The organism is Gordonia sp. N1V (assembly GCF_029269935.1).
GTDB classification, from domain to species: domain Bacteria; phylum Actinomycetota; class Actinomycetes; order Mycobacteriales; family Mycobacteriaceae; genus Gordonia; species Gordonia polyisoprenivorans.
This window is the reverse complement of sequence record NZ_JARJDD010000012.1, coordinates 50,193-66,007: the sequence shown is the minus strand read 5'-3', so window position 1 is coordinate 66,007 and position 15,815 is coordinate 50,193. Positions and strand designations below refer to the sequence as shown.

At 67.6% G+C, this 15,815-nt stretch carries 12 protein-coding genes; 8 read left to right on the top strand and 4 right to left on the bottom strand.

Annotation, left to right across the window (positions count from 1 at the left end; all coding sequences use genetic code 11):
• Positions 1-12: 12 nt before the first annotated feature.
• Entirely contained in the window at positions 13-456 is a 444-nt protein-coding gene (locus tag P3L18_RS16455; protein ID WP_014362220.1) for a Fur family transcriptional regulator, read from the bottom strand.
• 154 nt (positions 457-610) lie between these two features.
• Here P3L18_RS16455 and P3L18_RS16450 point away from each other — a divergent pair, with 154 nt between their 5' ends.
• Together P3L18_RS16450 and P3L18_RS16445 are read left to right on the top strand one after the other, a co-directional pair.
• A complete protein-coding gene (locus P3L18_RS16450) occupies positions 611-1,486 on the top strand; it encodes an N-acetyltransferase (protein ID WP_276114691.1) in 876 nt (291 codons plus the stop codon).
• A complete protein-coding gene (locus tag P3L18_RS16445) occupies positions 1,483-2,376 on the top strand; it encodes a hypothetical protein (protein WP_276114690.1) in 894 nt (297 codons plus the stop codon). The genes P3L18_RS16450 and P3L18_RS16445 overlap by 4 nt, the downstream gene beginning before the upstream one ends.
• Before the next feature lie 22 nt (positions 2,377-2,398).
• Here the strand turns inward: P3L18_RS16445 and P3L18_RS16440 are convergent, their stop codons facing one another.
• Together P3L18_RS16440 and P3L18_RS16435 are read right to left on the bottom strand one after the other, a co-directional pair.
• Entirely contained in the window at positions 2,399-3,352 is a 954-nt protein-coding gene (locus P3L18_RS16440) for an alpha/beta hydrolase (protein WP_006370058.1), read from the bottom strand.
• 57 nt (positions 3,353-3,409) lie between these two features.
• On the bottom strand, positions 3,410-4,774 hold the full coding sequence (locus P3L18_RS16435; protein WP_276114689.1) for a VWA domain-containing protein: 1,365 nt from the start codon (positions 4,772-4,774) through the stop codon (positions 3,410-3,412).
• 136 nt (positions 4,775-4,910) lie between these two features.
• Here P3L18_RS16435 and P3L18_RS16430 point away from each other — a divergent pair, with 136 nt between their 5' ends.
• Positions 4,911-5,354, top strand: a complete 444-nt coding sequence (locus P3L18_RS16430) for a PPOX class F420-dependent oxidoreductase (protein WP_253193962.1) — start codon at positions 4,911-4,913, stop codon at positions 5,352-5,354.
• Here the strand turns inward: P3L18_RS16430 and P3L18_RS16425 are convergent.
• Positions 5,346-7,271, bottom strand: a complete 1,926-nt coding sequence (locus P3L18_RS16425; RefSeq protein ID WP_276114688.1) for a heavy metal translocating P-type ATPase — start codon at positions 7,269-7,271, stop codon at positions 5,346-5,348. The genes P3L18_RS16430 and P3L18_RS16425 overlap by 9 nt on opposite strands.
• A gap of 84 nt (positions 7,272-7,355) precedes the next feature.
• Between P3L18_RS16425 and P3L18_RS16420 the strand changes: the two genes are divergently transcribed.
• From P3L18_RS16420 to P3L18_RS16400, 5 genes are all read left to right on the top strand, one after another.
• Positions 7,356-7,715, top strand: coding sequence for a metalloregulator ArsR/SmtB family transcription factor (locus P3L18_RS16420; protein WP_014362227.1), 360 nt, complete (start codon positions 7,356-7,358; stop codon positions 7,713-7,715).
• Between the two features lie 33 nt (positions 7,716-7,748).
• Entirely contained in the window at positions 7,749-8,693 is a 945-nt protein-coding gene (locus tag P3L18_RS16415; protein WP_276114687.1) for a bile acid:sodium symporter, read from the top strand.
• Positions 8,694-8,763: 70 nt separating this feature from the next.
• The gene (locus P3L18_RS16410) at positions 8,764-9,309 is read left to right on the top strand and encodes a YceI family protein (RefSeq protein ID WP_079929812.1); all 546 of its coding nucleotides are present in this window, start codon (positions 8,764-8,766) and stop codon (positions 9,307-9,309) included.
• Positions 9,310-9,618: 309 nt separating this feature from the next.
• Positions 9,619-15,111, top strand: coding sequence for a carboxyl transferase domain-containing protein (locus P3L18_RS16405; protein WP_276114686.1), 5,493 nt, complete (start codon positions 9,619-9,621; stop codon positions 15,109-15,111).
• A 183-nt stretch (positions 15,112-15,294) separates the two neighbouring features.
• Complete coding sequence (locus P3L18_RS16400; RefSeq protein ID WP_276114685.1) at positions 15,295-15,807, top strand: hypothetical protein; 513 nt, start codon at positions 15,295-15,297, stop codon at positions 15,805-15,807.
• Positions 15,808-15,815 lie beyond the last annotated feature (8 nt).

Here is a 15,815-nt window from a genome sequence, read left to right as displayed (position 1 = left end):
TCCGGGCTGTGATCACGGTCGTGACCCGGGGTGTGAGGAGGCTGCGCATTCTGCGCACAGACCCCAGTAGATGACCTCGGCCTCGTCGAGGAGGAAACCGTTGTCGTCGGAGGCGGTCAGGCACGGGCGTTCGCCGACCGCGCAGTCCACATCGGCGATGGCCCCGCAGCCGCGGCACACCGTGTGGTGGTGGTTGTCGCCCACCCGCGCCTCATACCGGGCCAGGTGGCCCGACGGTTGCAGACGGCGGACGAGTCCGACATCGGTGAGTGCCGCGAGGATGTCGTACACCGCCTGCCGAGAGACGTCCGGCAGGTCCGCGCGGGCGGCCTGGAAGATCGACTCGGTGTCGGCGTGGGGGTGCGCATGGACGGCCTCGAGCACCGCCACCCGCGGACGGGTGACGCGGAGTTCCACGGAGCGCAACATGCCCGCGAAGTCCGACGATGAGGTCACGACGCACAGTATGCACGCTTTTCTGGAATGATTCAGAACTTTCGCAAAATGAGACGCGCACAAGGCTGTTGGCGCTGGTCACGGGCCGAAATCGGGCGGGATGGTGACGACAGGCCCACTCTCGTGGCCCCATCGGTCATGAGAGAGTGGAGCCGTGGACGTCGACGAGAACGGGCTAGGCGCAGGTGCCGACACGCTCCTCGACCCGATCGCGCGCACCGTGCTCGCGGAGTCGGTGGCGTGGCGTTCGTCGTGGCATCCCGACGGTTCGCGCCACATCGTCGACGGGGCCTTCGAGTTCTACGTGGACGGCGCCGACGCCACCCTGCTGCGGTTCCACGGCCCCGACGGCGATCCGCGACGGATACTCGACGACGCGCTGCGAACCGTCTCCGTCCACGGCGCGTCCGGTTTGCGAATCACGGTGGGATTGGGCACTTTTGCCGATCTCGGCGACGACGAGGTAGCGCGCCGCGGCGGAACCCTCGTCGCTGTGGTCGATGTCGTCGCACGCGCGGTGGACGCGTCGGTGCCGGACTCCATACCGGTGCCGACCGACATCGCGGTGGGTCGCGTGCGGACGGCCGAGGACCTCGCCCTGTTCGCCTCGATCTCCGAGCGTGCCTGGGGTTTCGCGCCACCGGTGCTCGCCGACCCCGACTTCGACGTCGCGGATCCCACGACGCGCCTGTTCGTCGCCGAAGGTAATTCCAGCGCAACCTGTTCTGTGCCGGGAAAACCCGTGGGTGATCACGTCGGCGCCGGTGGATACGAATTGGCGGGGTCGACCGCACGATTCTGGGGTGCGGCGATCCTGCCGGCATATCGTGGCCGTGGGGCCTACCGGGCGCTGGTGGCCGCACGCCTTCGTGACGCGCTGGGGTGCGGAGCGCGACTTGCACTCGTGCACGCCGAGCAGACCTCGTCGCCCGTACTCCAACGGCTCGGGTTCGCGCGTTATGCGCAGCGACGGCTGACCTGGTTTCCGGTGCCCGGCCAGGGGAATCGGGTACAGGGGGAGCAGAGATGACACCGTCCGAGTCCGGGTTGGACTTCGACGAGGTCGCCGACGAACTGTACGGACTACCTCCCGGTGACTTCACCGGTCGGCGCAATGCGCTCGCCCGCCAGGCGCGCGGTGCGGGAGACCACGACCTCGCCGCGACGATCGCGGCGCTGCGTCGGCCCACCCAGTCGGCGTGGTTGCTCAACCAGTGGATCCGCCGTTACCCCGATGGTGCCGACGAGATCACCGAACTCGCTGCGGCACTTCGGGATGCGCAGCGTCGTGTCGATGCCGCCCGGATGCGTGACCTGTCCGCACGTCGACAGCAGGTGATCGCCGACCTGGCGGGCCGGGTCGCGCACCTCGCCGCCGATCTGGGCGTGACCGTGTCCGGCGCGACCGACCGCGAGATCGTGGCCACGCTGCGAGCTGCCGTGGCCGACGAGTCCACCGCAAACCTCCTGTGCCGTGGCCGCATGGTGGCTGCCGCCGAATACACCGGATTCGGGCCCGCCGGGATCGTGGCGGTTCCGGCGACCACGACCGCCGAAGAGGCACAACGCGGTACCGGCGACGGCCGGGCCGGACATGGTGAGGCCGAACGGTCCGTGGCTCGCGAGCACACCCGCGCAGAGCTACGACGAGCGCGCGAAACCGCCACGAGCGCTCAGCGTGGCGCCACCGAAGCGCAGACGGCGGCAGCGGCTGCTCGCGATGCTGCCGAGGCGCTCTCCGCCGACGCCGATCGGTTGCGCACAGAACTCGCCCGGGTGGAGCAGGAACTGGGTTTCGCGCGCCGACGCGTGACGGCCGCCGAGCATGAATATGCCTCCGCGGCAGAGGAGTCGGCTGCGGCATCCGCACGCGTGGCGGCACTGGAGCAGGAGTTGGCCGAGCTCGACGATCCGCGGTGAGGCGAGGTCGGCTCGACTCAACTCACTCGGCGGGTCTCATGGCCTCGTTGAGCACTTCGCACTGACGGTCGAAGAAGCTCTCCGACACCGCGGCTCGTGGTGCGAACATGTCGAACGCATGAAAACCGCCGGGGACGGTGTCCACGGTGACGGGTACACCCGCGTCCTTCAGGCGTTCGGCGTAGGCAAGGTCCTCGGCGAAGAACAGATCACGGGTGCCCACCCCGATCCACGCCGGCGGCAATCCGGTCAGATCGGCGCGGCGCGCCGGCACGGCGATCGAGCGGTCGGCGCCGCCGAGATACGACGCCCAGCCGAGCCGGTTCGACGACGGGCTCCACACGCGATAGTCCTTCGGATCGCCGGTCCCCGCCGTCGTCCGATCGTCGAGCATCGGATAAACCAACAACTGGAACACCGGAGTGATGCTGCCGGAGTCTCGACCGGCCATGTCCCGGCACCGCAACGCCAATGCCGCGGTCAGCCCGCCGCCGGCGCTGGCGCCGCCGATGAGAATCTTCTCGGGGTCCACATCATCTTGTGCGGCAAGCCAATCGAGGCCGCGATGACAATCCTGGACCGGAACCGGGTAGGGGTGCGCGGGTGCCAAACGGTAGTCGACGGCAGCGATGGGGATTCCGAGCCGGTCGGCGAACTTCCGACACAGTGCGTCGTCCTCGGCCGCCGTACCGATGACATAGCCACCGCCGTGAATCCACAACAGCGCGTGACCGGTACCGCGCGGGTTGTTCGGGCGATGAAGCCGCACGCTCACCCCGTCGCCGAGGTGGGCCACCTCGACATCGTCGGGCACATGACGCGACAGCGCTCCCGAGAGCACCTGCAGCGGGCGCATCGTCAGCGAGGTGACGACCGTGCGGGGCAGCAGCCGCGCCGCCAGGGCGAGGTCGGGGTGGAAGCCATCGGTGTCGACATCGTCGTCGGGGCGGGTGTCGTGGGGGATCGGTGTGGGCACCGTGCCAGTATCACCCGCCCTTCTGCGGATGGTAGCCGTTCGGAGGCACCAACCCGCTCAGCGCGGCGCGTACCGGGGATCGACGATCCGGTGGCGGACCGCCTCGCGCAGCCACTCGGGGAACTCGGAGAGCAACTGCTCGTACAGGTCGGCGTCACTCATCGAGTCGACGTCGTCGATGGCGAAGAATCCGGCGTTGTCGACCACTCGGCCCGCCAGGGTGTCCAGTTCGGTGAGAATGCCGAATCGGTTGCGCCCCAACCCGATGAACTGCCAGAACACCGGCCGCGCCGATGCGGTGTGGATCAGCGTGCGGATCGCGGGCACCTTGGAGTGGAATCCGCCGTCGGTGAAGAACAGCACCAACACCGGTTCGCCACCCGCGGCGTCGTCGAGGATCGCATTCATGATCGGGAGTTCCTCGTTGACCCCGCCGATCTGCCGGTCGTAATCGATCTCCGGGCCCAGCGGCGCACCGTGGCGTCCGGTGAGATGAATATAGGTGTCCATCCAGATCTCGGCATCGGCGACGGTGACGTCGGCGAGCTTCGCGTAACCGGAGCCGTACAGGTACGCCTCGAGGTTGCCGTCGGAATCGAGCTGTGTCGCGACCGGGATCATCCGCTCGACGACCCGATGCACGGTCTGCTTCTTGTACAGCTTGCGCATCGACATGGTCTTGTCGATGACCAGCACGACCCGCGCGGTGGCACCCGCGGCCCCCTTCGTGAGCAGCACCCGATGGACCTGCTCTTTGCGGAGGTTGAGTTTCTGACGTTTCTCCAGCGAGAGCTTCTCCTCGCCCTTGACCATCCGGATGCCGGGTGCGGGAGCCGGAGCAGCGGGCGGCGCGGATACTGCGGATACTGCGGGTACCGGGGTCTGGGCTGGCGGGGCGTCGGGTGTCGGGGTCTGAGATGGCGGGGCGTCGTCGACGGTCACCCCGTGCTCGCGCACCAGCGCCGCGAAACCGGCGTCCCATCCGGCTGATTCGCTGCGGACCTTCCACTGGGCATTGCGTCGATAGATCTCCACCAGCACCGCTGCCCGTTCGGAACGCAGCCCCTGCGCCGGCGCGACGATGGTGTCGGCTCCGGCGGTGAGCGTGGTCTCGATGGTCGACCCGCCCAGCGTGGCGGGCGCGTCGACGGAAACGCCGATCGCGATGCGCTCGACGTCATCGGCGACTCGGGTCAGATCGATGTCGAGCGTGGCTGGGCCGGTCAGCGTCACCTCGGCGCCGGGACTGCGAGGATTGTTGTAGAAGACGAAGTCGGCGTCGTTGCGGACGCGGCGGTCGGAGCCGAGGACGAACGCCACCACATCGAGCGCCGATCCACCAGCGGATGCACCGACCGCCACCGTGAGCCGATCGGACGCCAGCGGGGTGTTCTCGCCGCGTCCGAGTATGCGTGGGGTCATGCCTGGTCCTCCCAAGATGTCGACCGAGTGTCTGGGCTGTCTGGTCACGATGACCCTACGTGGACCGCTCGCTGTGATCCCCGGATGTCGATCGGTCGATGGAATACCGCCGTGGCGGTCCATGGTTGGCACAGCCATGACCACCGAGACCGCTACCGAAGCCTTCGATCCGCGCACTCTCATCGCAGAGAGTTCGATCGGGATCCTCGCGACCATCAAGGCCAACGGTATTCCCCAACTCTCGCCTGTCACCGTGGTCTACGACGGTGACGCCGACCGCATCTACGTGTCGATGACCGAGGGGCGTGCCAAGACCGCCAATCTGCGACGGGATCCCCGCGCCGCCATCGAATTCACCAGTGCCGACGGGTACACGTGGGCCACCGCCGAGGGCACCGCCACCCTCACCGGGCCGGGGACCGACCCGGACGGACCGGAGGTCGACGCCCTCGTCGAGTACTACCGGCGCGGGGCGGGGGAACATCCGGATTGGGCGGAGTACCGCGAGGTGATGGTGACCGATCGGCGGGTGCTGATGGAGTTGGCCATCACCCGGGTGTACGGGGCCAAGTTACGCTGACCCGCCGCCGGTGTCGGCCGGCCACGCGCGACGCGAGAGCAGGCGTAGACCGTTGAGCGCCACCAGAATCGTCGATCCCTCGTGGCCGGCAACACCCAGCGGCAGGGGCAAGGTCCCGACGATGTCCCATGTGACGAGGAGCGCGATGACGGTCGCCGCGATCACCAGATTGGCGATGACGATCCGGCGGGCTCGAGCGGCCAGGCGCAGGATCGCGGGCACGGCGGTCAGGTCGTCACCGACGATGACGATGTCGGCGGTGTCGAGGGTGACCTCCGAGCCGATCCCACCCATCGCGATACCGACATCGGCGGTGGCCAGTGCCGGTGCATCGTTGACGCCGTCGCCCACCACTGCCACCCGGTGCCCACCCACCCGAAGCTCGCCGACCGCGGCCACCTTGTCCTCGGGGAGCAGCCCCGCCCGGACGTCCACGATTCCCACCCGATGTGCGAGATCTGTTGCTGCAGCGTCATTGTCGCCCGTGAGCAGGATCGGGGACGTACCCGTCGCCGCACGGAGGGACGCCACTGCCGCTCTCGCCTCTGCGCGTGGTTGATCGCGCAGTTCGATCACGCCCGCCGCTGCATCGTCGACGTGCACCACGACCGTGGTTGCCGTGGTGGTCGCGGCACGAGCACGGATACCGGCATCGATGGCCGGTGCGGTGGCGTTGACGACCTCCACATCGTGATCGGCGACGCGCGCCCGAACCCCGTGACCCGGAATCGCGGCGAACCGACTGACCGGTTGCGGGGTCCAGCCGGCGTCGATGGCCGTGGCGAGGATGGCGCGGCCCACCGGGTGCTCGCTGTGTTGTTCGGCCGCGGCCGCGATTCCCAGTACCTCGTTGCGGTGCCATCGATTCGGGTTGTCGAGTTCGATGATGGCGGTGACCGTGGGCGCGCCGGTGGTCAGAGTGCCGGTCTTGTCCAGGGCAACGCGGGTGATCCGAGACGACTTCTCCAGGGCAACAGCCGATTTCACCAGTACTCCGTGTCGGCTCGCGGTGGCGATCGCGGCCAGCAGTGGTGGCATCGTCGCGAGGACCACCGCGCACGGCGATGCCACGATCATGAACGTCATGGCGCGCAACAGGCTGGTTCGCAGGTCCTCGCCGAGCGCCATCGGTACCGCGAACACCACGAATGTGGCGCAGACGACCACGACCGAATACACCCGCTCGACCTTCTCGATGAACAGTTGGGTGGACGCCTTGGTCGCCGACGCCTCGTCGACCATGCCCACGATGCGGGCGACCACCGTCTCGCCGGCTGCGGTGTCGACCCGCACGCGCAGGGCTCCCGTGCCGTTCAATGTGCCGGCGAAGACTTTGTCGCCCAATGCCTTCGGTGCGGGTAGTGGCTCGCCGGTGATCGACGCCTGGTCGACATCGCTGGCGCCGTCGATGACGATGCCGTCGGCGGGTAGTCGTTCGCCGGGCCGGATCGCGACGACGTCGCCGGGTACGAGTGCCGACGCCGCAACGGTCTCGACCATGCCGTCGTCGGCGACCAGAGTGGCCTGATCGGGCGCCAGGTCGAGCAGGCCGCGGATCGACTCCTCGGTGCGCCGTGTGGCCAGATCCTCGAGTGCACCCGACGTCGCGAAGATGACGATCAACAACGCTCCGTCGAAGACCTGCCCGATCGCGGCCGCGCCGATCGCCGCGACGATCATCAGCAGGTCGACGTCGAGAGTGCGGGCACGCAGGGCCTTCAGCCCGTCGAGGGTCGGTTGCCACCCGCCGCTGAGATAACAGCCGAGGTAAGCGAGGGCAGCCGCCCATCCGGGACCACCGCATACATCGAGGAGGGCGCCCGCAGCGCCCAGTACGACCGCGATCAGTGCCCACCGCACCGACGGCACCGACAACGCGATCGCGTGCCAGGAGCGGCCCGGTCGAACCGTGCTCATCGAACGCGACGTCACCATCTTCATATGCAGAAGAATACACATGTAGATATGTACATGTAATGCGCCCATGGTTGAATGTCGCCCATGGGACACGGAGTCCAGGGGCGATCGACCCCTGCGGCCGAACTCGACGCCGCTGCGGCGGCAACGGTCGCCGAGACGTTGCAGGCCTTGGCATCCCCGAATCGGCTGATGATCTTGACGCGGCTGCGCAAGGGGCCCTGTGCGGTGACCGAACTCGCCGAAGCGGTCAACATGGAACAGCCCGCCGTGTCGCATCAGCTGCGCCTGCTCCGCGCGCTGGGACTCGTGGTGGGTGAGCGTCAGGGCCGCAGCGTGGTCTACAGCCTCTATGACTCCCATGTCGCCGCACTCCTCGACGAGGCCGTCTATCACATCGAGCATCTGCATCTCGGTGACCGCGGATCGCGCGATCTCGCGTAACACCGCTACGCTTGTGATGGAACCCTGGTTGTGATGGAAGACCGTCAGGTTCCGCTGTATCTCCTCGCGTTGATCGTCGGGGGAGTGATCGGCGTCGGTGCGCCCGGCCTCGCTCCTGGGCTCACCCACCTGGTCACCCCTGCACTGGCGGCCCTGCTCTACGTCACCTTTCTGCAGGTTCCCGCGAGCGGGGTGATCACAGCACTGCGTGATCTCCGATTTCTCGGTGCGGTGCTCGTCGTCAATTTCGTCGCTGTCCCGCTCGTCGTGGGTGCGATGTATCCGTTTCTGCCGGGCAACGAGGCGATCCGCATCGGAATGCTGCTGGTGCTCCTGTGTCCGTGCATTGATTACGTCATCGTCTTCACCGGCCTGGCGGGCGGCGACCGACGCAGACTCCTGGTGTCGACGCCCCTGCTGCTCATCGTGCAGATGGTGACGCTGCCACTGTTGTTGATGGCATTCCTGGGTGCCGACCTCGCTGCGGTGGTCGACGTGGAGCCGTTCCTCGAGGCGTTTGTCGTGTTGATCGTGATACCGCTCGGGCTAGCCTGGGCGACGCAATGGTGGTCGTCGGGACATTCTCGGGGGCAACGCTTTTCGACGGCAGTGTCGACGACGATGGTCCCATTGATGATGCTCGTGCTCGCCGTGGTCGTCGCCTCGCAGCTCCCGATGGTCGGCGACGCGGCGGGCTCGGTGCTCGCCGCGGTTCCGTTCTACGTGGCCTTTCTCGTGGTGATGCCGTGGATCGGGCTCGTCATCGCCCGGTGGGCGCGTCTCGACGTTCCGGCCGGCCGGGCGGTGATGTTCAGCGGAGTCACGCGCAACTCGCTGGTGGTCCTTCCGTTGGCGTTGGCCCTCCCCGCGGGATTCGAGGCCGCCGCGGTCGTTGTGGTCACCCAGACGCTCGTCGAGGTCGTCGGGATGGTGGCCTGTGTGCGGGTGGTGCCGCGTCTCCTGTCGGTGCAGCGGTGAGTCCGCGCCGTGCCCGGGCATCTTCCTCAGGTCGCCGTCGATGGCAGCAATGCCGACTAGAGTCGCGGTCATGGTTTCGACGACGTGGGAGCTGTCCGCCGCCGACGGGACGGTGACGGTTCGTACCGACGTGACCGGTCCGGCCGCGCGCACCGGCCACCGACTGACGATCGAGATGACCGAATGGAGCGCGCAGGTGCGGTGGGCCGGTTCCGAGCCGGAATCGCTGACCGCGAGGATCGTCGTCGATTCGTTGCAGGTCCGTTCCGGCGAGGGTGGGGTCACGCCGATGTCCGGTCCGGAGCGTGCGGTGGCGAGGTCCAATGCCCTGAAATCACTCAAGGCGGGCAAGTTTCGTGAGATCGAATACGAATCCAGCTCGATCATCAAGTCCGACAACGGTTATCGCGTGGAGGGTGCGGTGTGCATCCTCGGCCGCAGCCGTAGTCACCCGCTGGAGCTCACGGTCACCGACGCCTCGGGTCGGTGGCACATCACCACCGAGACGCCGCTGGTGCAGACCGAGTTCGGGATCAAGCCGTACGCCCTGATGATGGGTGCGCTCAAGGTCGCCGACGAGGTGACTGTGAGGATCGAGGTGGACCACACCAGGTGACGATCGACGGCGTGAGCTCACTGCATCGAGACGGTGCCTACCGACGGGTAAATCAATATCCGTTGTCGCAGTTACACGCTCGCGAATCCGTGGATCCGACGCCCGCGGATCGGTGTGATCTTCTCGGTGTGTCGGGTACGTACTCGCGCGTAGCGAAATCATTCGTAAGAATCGTCCCCGATCGGTTGTCGGCGCGTTCACAGCGCCCGCCGGATCCACCCCGCGCGATTCGGGTGGGGACGATCGTGGCCGCATCCGCGCCCCGCGCGCGGACAATCGTTGGGTATGACAAAAGATGAGGAGTCGGTGATGTTCACTCGCATTGCCATCGTGAACCGGGGTGAGTCGGCCGTCCGTCTCATTCACGCCGTTCGGGGCCTGTGCGCAGAAACAGGACAGTCGATAGAGGTCGTCGCACTGCACACCGATGTGGATCGCAACGCGACCTTCGTCCGTGAGGCCGACATCGCCTACGACCTCGGCCTGGCGGCCGAGCGGCCGTACCTGAACCTCAAGGTGCTCGAGCGTGCACTGCTCGAGACCGGCGCCGACGCGGCGTGGGTCGGCTGGGGGTTCGTGGCCGAGGACCCGTTGTTCGCCGAACTGTGCGAGCGCATCGGCATCACCTTCATCGGCCCGTCGGCCGAGGCCATGCGCAAACTCGGCGACAAGATCGGCGCCAAGCTCATCGCCGAAGAGGTCGGTGTGCCCGTCGCCCCGTGGAGCCGCGGTGCGGTCGACAGCGTCGAGGAGGCGGTCACCGCGGCAGCCGACATCGGCTATCCGCTCATGCTCAAGGCGACCGCCGGCGGCGGTGGTCGCGGTATCCGCGTCATCACCAACGACGACGACCTGCGCGAGGCGTACGCCCGCACCCGCGACGAAGCCGCACGCGCCTTCGGTAGTGGTGTCGTCTTCCTCGAACGGTTGGTGACCGGCGCCCGTCACGTCGAGGTCCAGGTGATCGCCGACGGTCAGGGCACCGCGTGGGCTCTCGGTGTGCGTGACTGCTCGGTGCAGCGCCGCAATCAGAAGATCATCGAGGAGTCCGCGTCGCCGGTCCTGTCGCCCGAGCAGGTCGCCGACCTCAAGGCGTCGGCCGAACGACTCGCCGTCGCCGTCGGCTACTGCGGTGCGGCGACCGTGGAATTCCTCTATCACCCCGGCGAGAAGCTGTTCGCCTTCCTCGAGGTCAACACCCGACTGCAGGTCGAGCACCCGATCACCGAGACCACGACCGGCTTCGATCTCGTCCGGGCGCAATTGCACGTCGCCTCCGGCAACAAGCTCGAAGGCGAGCCGCCCGCCGAGCGCGGTCACGCGATCGAGGCGCGGCTCAACGCCGAGGATCCCGACCGCGACTTCGCGCCCGCGCCGGGTCGGATCGCGCGTCTCGAATTGCCCGCGGGCCCGGGCATCCGCGTCGACACCGGTGTCAGCGCCGGCGACACCATCCCCGCCGACTTCGACTCGATGATCGCGAAGATCATCGCCTACGGCCGCGACCGCGATGAAGCCCTCGGTCGTCTGCGCCGGGCGATGACCGAGACCCGCGTCATCATCGAGGGCGGCGCCACCAACAAGAGCTTCGTCCTCGAACTGCTGAATCAGCCCGAGGTGATCGACGGCAGCGCCGACACCGGCTGGATCGACCGCGTTCGTGCCGAGGGCGGCCTCGTCGCCCATCGGCACTCGGCGATCGCGCTGGCCGCTGCCGCGATCGACGCCTACGAGGAAGAGGAACTCGTCGAGCGGCAGCGTCTGTTGTCGACGGCCTCGGGCGGTCGCCCGCAGGTGCAGCACGACAGTGGCCGTCCGCTGGATCTGAAACTGCGCGGCGCGACCTACCGCGTGCGTGTGGCGCGGATCGGTGCGCACCGCTTCCGCGTCGGCATCGAATCCGGCGACCAGACCTACAGCGCCGACGTCGACCTGGAACGGTTCGACGAGCACGCCGCTCAGTTGGTCATCAATCACGTTCGTTACCGCCTGATCACCGACACCCACGGCCCGGTGCACCTCGTCGACGTCGACGGTGTGACCCACCGCGTCAGCCGCGACGAGGGCGGCGTGGTGCGTTCGCCCGCTCCCGCGCTGGTCGTCGCGACGCCGCTGGAGGTCGGTGACGAGGTCGAGGCCGGCGCCCCGGTGCTGGTGCTCGAGAGCATGAAGATGGAGACGGTGCTGCGGGCGCCGGTCCGATCACGACTCAAGGAGTGCGTGGTCTCCGTCGGCACCCAGGTCGAGACCGGCGCGGCGTTGATGCGCCTGGAACCCCTCGCCGACGACGATGACGCGGATGCGGCCGAGGAGGCCACCGAGGGCGTCGAACTCGAGTTGCCGTCGATGCCCACCGACATCGAGCCGCACGAACGCTCGACCCGCACCCTCGAAGACCTGCGCAGCCAACTACTCGGCTACGACGTCGATCCACACGATCGGACGCGGCTGCTCGACGACTATCTGGCGGTCCGGCACGCGGTCATCGAGTCCGGTCGCCGGCCGTTGTCCGACGAACTCGAACTGATCACCGTGTTCGCCGATCTCGCCGAGCTGAGCCAGAATCGTCCCTCCGAGGACCAGATGGGCGTCGAGCACGTCCACAGCGCGCGGGAGAACTTCCACACCTACCTGCAGAGCCTCGACGTCGAACGCGACGGGCTCCCGCAGCCGTTCCACGATCAGCTGAGCCGGGCTCTCGCGCACTACGGGGTCACCGATCTCGACCGGACCCCCGAACTCGAGGCCGCGGTCTTCCGCGTGTTCCTGGCCCTGCAGAATCCGTCGGACTCGGTCACATCGGTTTCGACCCTGCTGCGCGAGTGGCTCGGTGAGCCCACCCCGCGCGAGGAACTGCAGGACCGTGTCGGGGTCGCTCTCGACAAGCTCGTCTCCGCGACGCAGCTGCGGTTCCCGGCGATCGCCGACCTCGCCCGTGGTGTCGTCTACTCCTGGTACGGCCAGCCACTCCTGCGCCGTAACCGGGCCCGGGTGTATGGCGAGCTGCGCGAACACCTGCGTTACCTCGACGCCAATCCCGACGCCGCCGACCGTGACGAGCACATCGCCGACATGGTCCGCTCCACCGAGCCGCTGGTCCGTCTGCTCGGCCAGCGGATGGTGCGCGGGATCGCCGACAACACGGTCATGCTCGAGGTGTTGACCCGCCGCTACTACGGCAACAAGGGACTGCGCGACGTCCGTGTGCAGGAGTTCGGTGGTGCGAGCTTCGTCATCGCCGAGCGCAACGGCCTGAGCCTCGTCTCGGCCGCGGTACGGTTCGACGAACTCGACACGGTGCTCGGTGGTCTCGCCGAGATGGCGCGCGGGGTGGCCTCGGTCGACGCCGACGTCTACCTCTCGTGGGAGGAGCAGCCCAGCGATTTCGACGCCATGGCCGATGCATTGCACGAGCGCATCTCCGCGGCCTCACTGCCGCAGCAGGTGCACCGACTGACCATCGCGGTGGCCGGTAGCAACGAGGCACTCATGCATCACCACTTCACGTTCCGGCCGTCGTCGACGGGCATGGCCGAGGAGCGTCTCATCCGCGGGCTGCACCCGTACATCGCCCAGCGAATGCAGATGGAGCGGCTGCGCAAGTTCGACCTCACGCGTCTGCCGTCGGCGGACGACGAAGAGGTCTACCTGTTCCACTGTGTGGCCAAGGAGAATCCGTCCGACGAGCGGCTCATCGCCTTCGCCCAGGTGCGCGACCTCACCGCGTTGCGCGAGACCGACGGCAAACTGCTGACGCTGCCCCGTGCCGAGAGCATCCTGTCGTCGTGCGTCGACTCGATCCGCCGTGCGCAACGCCGGTCCAACCTGACCTCGACCACCAACCGCATCGTCATGTACGTCTGGCCGCCGATCGACGGTGCCCGCGACAACCTGCAGACCATCGCCGACCACATCCGCGGCACCGCCGCCGGGGTGGGACTCGAAGAGGTCCTGCTGATCGCGCGCCAGCGTGATCGCGAGACCGGCGAGCTGACGAAGGTCGCTGTCCGGTTCGCGGTGAACGCCGCAGGCGGCTTCGACGTGATCGTCGGTGAGCCGTCCGACGAGCCGATCGAACCGGTCGACGCGTTCCGGCAGAAGGTGTTGCGCGCCGCGCGTCGCAACACCGTCTACCCCTACGAGCTGGTGGGATTACTCGGGTCCTTCGACGAGTACGACCTCGACGACGAGCAACGACTGGTGCCGGTGGACCGGCCCAAGGGCCGCAACTCCGCGGCGATCGTCGCCGGCGTGATCACCACGCCCACCGACAAGTACCCGCAGGGTGTGACCCGGGTGGTGCTGCTCGGTGATCCGACGAAGTCGCTCGGTGCCCTCTCCGAACCGGAGTGCGCCCGGGTCATCGCGGCCCTCGACCTCGCCGAGTCGATGCAGGTGCCGCTCGAGTGGTACGCGTTGTCCTCGGGTGCCCGGATCTCGATGGACTCCGGTACCGAGAACATGGACTGGGTCGCTCGTGCGCTCAAACGGGTGGTCGAGTTCACCCAGGCGGGCGGCGAGATCAACATCGTGGTCGCCGGCATCAACGTCGGTGCGCAGCCGTACTGGAATGCCGAGTCGACGATGCTGATGCACACCAAGGGCATCCTGGTGATGACCCCGGATTCGGCGATGGTGTTGACCGGCAAGCAGTCCCTGGACTTCTCCGGCGGCGTGTCGGCGGAGGACAACTTCGGTATCGGCGGTTACGACCGGGTGATGGGCCCCAACGGCCAGGCCCAGTACTGGGCGCCCAATCTCGTCTCGGCGCGCGATGTGCTGATGTCGCACTACGATCACGCCTACATCGTTCCCGGCGAGCAGACGCCGCGGCGTGCCGAATCCTCAGATCCGGTCGCCCGCGACATCTCCGATTACCCACATGTGTTGTCCGGCAGCGACTTCACCACGGTCGGGCAGATCTTCTCGCCCGCGCACAACCCGGATCGCAAGAAGCCCTTCGACATTCGGACCGTGATGCGGGCCGTCGCCGACCAGGACCACGCCGTCCTCGAGCGGTGGGCGGGGATGGCCGACGCCGAGACCGCCGTGGTCTGCGACGTCCATCTCGGCGGAATCCCGGTGTGTCTGTTGGGTATCGAGTCCCGCGAGGTGCAGCGCCGCGGCTACAAGCCGACCGATGGGCCCGACACCTACACCGCAGGCACGTTGTTCCCGCAGTCGTCGAAGAAGGCGGCGCGAGCGATTAACGTGGCCAGCGGCAACCGTCCGCTGGTGGTGTTGGCCAACCTCTCCGGCTTCGACGGATCGCCGGAATCGATGCGCAAACTGCAGTTGGAATACGGCGCCGAGATCGGTCGGGCGATCGTCAACTTCCGTGGACCGATCGTCTTCTGCGTCATCTCGCGCTACCACGGCGGCGCGTTCGTGGTGTTCTCGAAGGCGTTGAACCCCAACATGACCGTGCTCGCGATCGACGGGTCGTTCGCGTCGGTGCTCGGTGGTGCGCCCGCGGCCGCGGTCGTGTTCGCCGGTGAGGTAGGCAAGCGCACGGCCGCCGACCCGCGGGTTCGTGAGGTCGAGGCCCGCCTCGCACAGGCCTCGGGTGCCGACCGTCCCGCGATCAACGCCGAGCTCGCCGACATCCGTCAGTCGGTGCGTGCGGAGAAGATCAGCGAGCTCGCGGCCGAGTTCGACTCGGTGCACAGCATCCGACGTGCCGTCGAGGTCGGTTCGGTCGACGCGGTGATCGACGCCGCGGAACTGCGTCCGCGCATCATCGCCGCCATCGAGAGCAACCCCGTCTGGGCGGGTGCAGGAGACCGCATGGCGACCTTCTGAGCGCCCATCCCGTTCGAGGCCGCGGCCCCGCCCTCACCGATCACGGTGACGGCGGGGCCGTGTCGTCCGTTTCACTCGCCTTGGGTGATCTACGGGTGAGCTGTGGGTGTCTTGTCAGCACCCTGAATTCGACAATTGTTGTGGCAGCGTCGATGTGGATTGATCATCCACATCGAGGAAGTCATGAAGCGTTTACTGATCACCGTCGGATCCGTCGCTGCGCTCACCTGTCTGGCGGCAGGTACCGCCGCCGCCGTCACGCCTGCCGGGGTGGTGTCCCAGGCCGTCGACGTCGGCAACGGCGGCATCGCGATCGCCCGGGGGTCGACGATGCTGCACACCGATGATTTCGGCGAATACGGGTGCGAGGACTTCGTCGACGCCGCCTACGGACAAACCACCACCAACGCCATCCCGCACAACGGGGCGATCGCCTTCTACGATCAGCTGGCCGCTCGCGGGCAGGGCCACAGCACGCTGCCCGCCCCACCCGGGGCTCTGGTCTTCTCCGAGGGTTCCGACGGCGGCCACGTCGACATCTCCATGGGCGACGGGCACTACCTCAGTGGTGGCGTGCAGGGATTCGCCCCCGGCTGGGGTGACGGCACCGACATCCAGATCCTGCCGAGCGCCAATCTCGGCTCGTGGCACCTGGTGGGTTGGGCCTATGCCCCGTGGAGTGCGATCGGGGGCTGACGCACGTG